Here is a 4,001-nt window from a genome sequence, read left to right as displayed (position 1 = left end):
AGAATCGCAAACTCCACTTGGGCCGGTCACCCTGGTTCCATCCAGGCCGACGGCAAGGTTGGTGAAGGCTAAAGCCTTCACCGAAAAGCGGCGATGAATCGCCGCACTCCATATGGAGTGCGGGGCTTCAGCCCCGCTTTCGGCGCGGGACTTTAGTCCCCGGTGAACGCCAATCGATGATCGCACCTCGAATCACGGACCCGACAAGCGGGTCCCTCCGAGTATGGACCTCGCAACCGGGTCCGTCCGGCGTGAGGGGGATCCGTACGGACGTCCGCGCCCATCGCCAGGGGAAAACTGGGGATGTGTCAGGGCTTGTTGGAAATGGGCGAGGCGGTCATCACATGCTAAAATATCCGTTTTAAGGCAGAAACCGGCGTCGGTTGTGTCAGTGCCAGGCATTGCCCTGTCCAGTATGTGAGAAACGCCGTCTCCGCTTCATCGGGAGAAACGTGCTGTCACTGTCGGGAACGGTTCAACGCGGGACGTCTTTGAAACTGAACCATGGCTGTCAAAGAAATTCGTCAACCGGAAGAGCATGTCGTGAAAACCGTCTGGCCGTCCATTGCGGCCTTCCGTCTCGGTCGGTGGATCGGGCGGGTATGGGAACGGGCCGTGAGTAAGGGGCCCTGGGCGGCTATTCTCGCCGGACTGTTTCTCGCGCCTCTGGCAGCGGTGGCATACTTGTGGCGTTTACGTCCCGGGGGCGCCCGGCGGTACGTGGTCACCGACCGCCGGGTCATCATCATGGAGGGCATCATTCCCAAAGAGGTGGCGTCCATCGGCTGGGACGAAGTGGATCGTATCGACGCCCAGCCGCAGCCGGGACAGGCGGCTTTGCGAGCGGCCGACGTCGTGTTCTTCAAGGGTGATCAGCCTGTCCTGGTGTTGCCGGGTGTGTCGCTGGCTGAAAACTTTGTCCGCTTGTGTCGTCGCACCCGGCAGGCATTTCTGGATATCGAAGCTCTGCGGCAGCGGGCCGCATCGTGATCAAAGGCGAGATCATTGACGGGCGTCCATGACCGATCATCACCAGGATGACGCCATTTCCCGTTCCGCGGCGGATACGCCGTCGAGTGGGTTTCCCCCGAAGGAGGCCATCTTGCGAGGCCTCCGGCTCTACTTCGAGGACCTCCAGCGGGCGGGTGTCCAGCACCTGCTGATGCCGGTTTCCTCGGGCGTTGTGGGAGATTGGTCAGGGGAACCTGCTGACTCGAATGCGCAGAGGGAGGCGGCGACACCATCGCCTGGGGAGGCTGGCCCGTCAACGTCCGCTGACTCCGCCTCAACCCTAGCATCCGAACCGGTTTCTCCCGCCATGCCTAAAAAACAACGTGCCCGGGAAGCAGCGTCCCGCAAAGAACCTCCCGCTGAATCCACGGCGGTGCCGGGAACGGAACAACTGTCGCTTTTGGGGGGGACTGGCCAGGGATGGCAGAGTGTGCGTTTGCCGGAGGGCAAGTCCCGTGAGGAAATCCTGGCCGAGTTGGCTCGACAGGTGGCCCAGTGCGTCCGCTGCCCCGCATTGGTCGCCAACCGCACACAGACCGTGTTTGGGGTGGGCAACCCCTACGCGGAGTTGGTGTTCATCGGAGAAGCCCCAGGCTACGACGAAGATGTTCAGGGGCTTCCGTTCGTCGGCCGGGCAGGGCAGCTCCTTACAGCAATGATTACCAATGGAATGGGCATGCGCCGGGAGGACGTGTATATCTGTAACATTCTCCGCTGTCGGCCGCCCAATAACCGCACTCCAACGCGCGAAGAGGCGGCCAACTGCCGTCCCTGGTTGGATGCGACCCTGGCGGTCATTGAGCCCAAATTTATTTGCTGCCTGGGTAATGTGGCCGCGCAGAACCTGCTGGGCACCGATCTGACCATCGGACGGTTACGGGGAAAAATCTGGGAATATAACGGAGCGAAAGTCGTTTGCACCTATCACCCGGCTTTTCTTCTCCGCAACCCGGCGATGAAGCGGGAAGCCTGGGAGGACCTCAAGCTGCTCCTCCAGGTGATGGGCCGTCCTATTCCCCGGCGGTCTACGCCCGACGCCTGATGAGAGGGCCTGCCAGATGACGCGCGATGACACGTCGCTGCGATCGCTGGGAGGGAAAACGCTTTCCCGCGCGGTGCAGCAGGGAGGTACCGCGATCTTTCTTGCCCAGCTCGTTTCGCAGATTCTTTCGCTGGTCGCGCTGGGGATTCTTTTGCGAACGCTCGGCCTGGAACCGTACGGGTTGGTGGGAATGGTGCTCCCGCTTCTGGCGTTTGTCCGGATCTTTGTGTATTCCGGCCTGGATGTGGCGGCTATCCAGCATACGCAAATCAATGACCAGCAGGCCTCGGCACTGTTCTGGACGCAGCAGATCCTGGGCCTGGCAGGGGCCATCTTCATCGCCTGTGCCGCGCCGTGGGTTGCCCGTTTTTACGGGCGGCCCGAGTTGCTCCCGTTAACGCTGGCCCTTTCGGGAACGACGCTGGTCACCACTCTCGGTGCCCAGCACCAGGCCATGCTCCAGCGAAAAATGGCCTTACCAACACTGTCGGCGATTCGTGTCCTTTCCCAGTTGGTGGGCGCTGGAGTCGCCGTGGTGGCGGCCCTTTTGGGGGCAGGGGTGTGGACCCTCATCATTCAGCAATATGCGGAGCCGCTGGCCAGTACGTTCCTCGCGTGGGGAGTCACCGGATGGCGACCGAAATGGATCCTGCGGCGAACCGGCAGCCGCGAACTTCTTCGCTTCGGGGGACATTACACGCTCAGCAGTCTTCTTTTGTTTCTTGTCAGCAATGTGGACAAAATCCTCGTGGGACGCTTTCTGGGAACACAGGCCATGGCCCTTTACGGCCAGGCCTTCAATCTCGCCCAGAAGCCGGTGAGCCTGGTGGTTTCACCCCTGACAGGAATCATGCTGCCGGCGCTAGCCCATGCCCGCTCTCGTCCGGAAGAGTACCGCACCTATGCGGCAGGGTTTTTTCGGTTTCTCGCCTGGAGTATGCTTCCCTGCGGGATCGGGCTGGCCCTTGTCGGACGGGAAACGATGATCGTGCTGGGGGGAACGCAGTGGCAATCGGCGGGACCTGTCCTCCAGATCCTCGCCCTTCTCATTCCTGCCCAGGCCTTTTTCAACGTGATGGGGAGCCTCTACGCCTCGGTCGGCCGTGCCGACCAGATGGCCCGGGCCTGCATACCGGTGGCCATTGTGACGTCACTGTCCTTTCTGGTAACGGTTCTCTCCTGTGCTGGGCAACTTGAAGGGGTCATCGTTCTTTCCTGGGTGTATTTGATCGTCTTTGGTTTGCTGGTTGTGCCGGCCTACGTTGCGTGGGCGTTCCGTTGTGCTGGCCTGCCGCTTGGGCTGCTCGTCACAGCGGCCCGACCGGCGATAGGTGGCTCCCTCCTGATGGCTGCCGCCGTCATGACGGCCGACGCTGGCCTTCGGTATGGGGGAGTGGCCTCACCCTGGCTCGCCTTGCCGGTGAAAATCGTTCTGGGCTGCGTCGTGTACTTCCTCGCCACACGGCGAGAACTGCTGTACTATGCGAAAGGGGCCCTCGGGGGTATTCGGCCCCTCCGTGAAGAACAGCCATCCCCATGAAACGTGCAGCAAAGCGCGAAGGGCTTTTTCCGGGAAGGGGTCCCGGCGTGTGAGGATTATCCCGCACCACGCGGGAAGTCAAAATGAGGGGAAAAGATTGTCGGCATTCCGAAGTTGTCCCGCTTTTCGGGTGACAGCGCCCATGGCTGAGATATGGTCGTTGCGGAGCAGAACCCTGTCGCTCGCCCGTCGGCCGCTTCTGATGGGCATTCTCAACGTCACGCCGGACAGTTTTTCGGATGGCGGGCTGTATCTGGACGCGTCGGCGGCGATTGAGCGCGGCCTCCAACTGGCGGAAGAGGGTGCCGACATTATCGACGTGGGCGGGGAGAGCACCCGTCCCGGTGCCCAGCCCGTTTCTTCGCAGGAAGAACTCCGTCGCGTCCTGCCGGTCATCACGGCGCTGAG

General features: G+C 61.7%; 4 protein-coding genes. All 4 read left to right on the top strand.

The window, feature by feature from the left end:
• Nucleotides 1-504 precede the first annotated feature (504 nt).
• Nucleotides 505-990: a PH domain-containing protein gene (locus tag H5U08_RS12095; protein WP_297033355.1), complete on the top strand. Its 486-nt coding sequence runs from the start codon at nucleotides 505-507 to the stop codon at nucleotides 988-990.
• 28 nt (nucleotides 991-1,018) lie between these two features.
• The gene (locus tag H5U08_RS12090; RefSeq protein WP_297033353.1) at nucleotides 1,019-2,053 is read left to right on the top strand and encodes a uracil-DNA glycosylase family protein; all 1,035 of its coding nucleotides are present in this window, start codon (nucleotides 1,019-1,021) and stop codon (nucleotides 2,051-2,053) included.
• A 16-nt stretch (nucleotides 2,054-2,069) separates the two neighbouring features.
• Entirely contained in the window at nucleotides 2,070-3,593 is a 1,524-nt protein-coding gene (locus H5U08_RS12085; protein WP_297033351.1) for an oligosaccharide flippase family protein, read from the top strand.
• A 142-nt stretch (nucleotides 3,594-3,735) separates the two neighbouring features.
• Nucleotides 3,736-4,001 (top strand): dihydropteroate synthase (locus H5U08_RS12080; protein ID WP_297033349.1); only part of this gene is annotated, 266 nt, incomplete at its 3' end.

The organism is Thermogutta sp., from assembly GCF_014359955.1.
Classification (GTDB): Bacteria; Planctomycetota; Planctomycetia; order Pirellulales; family Thermoguttaceae; genus Thermogutta.
The sequence above is the reverse complement of the archived record's forward strand: the minus strand, read 5'-3'. Positions and strand labels throughout refer to the sequence as shown.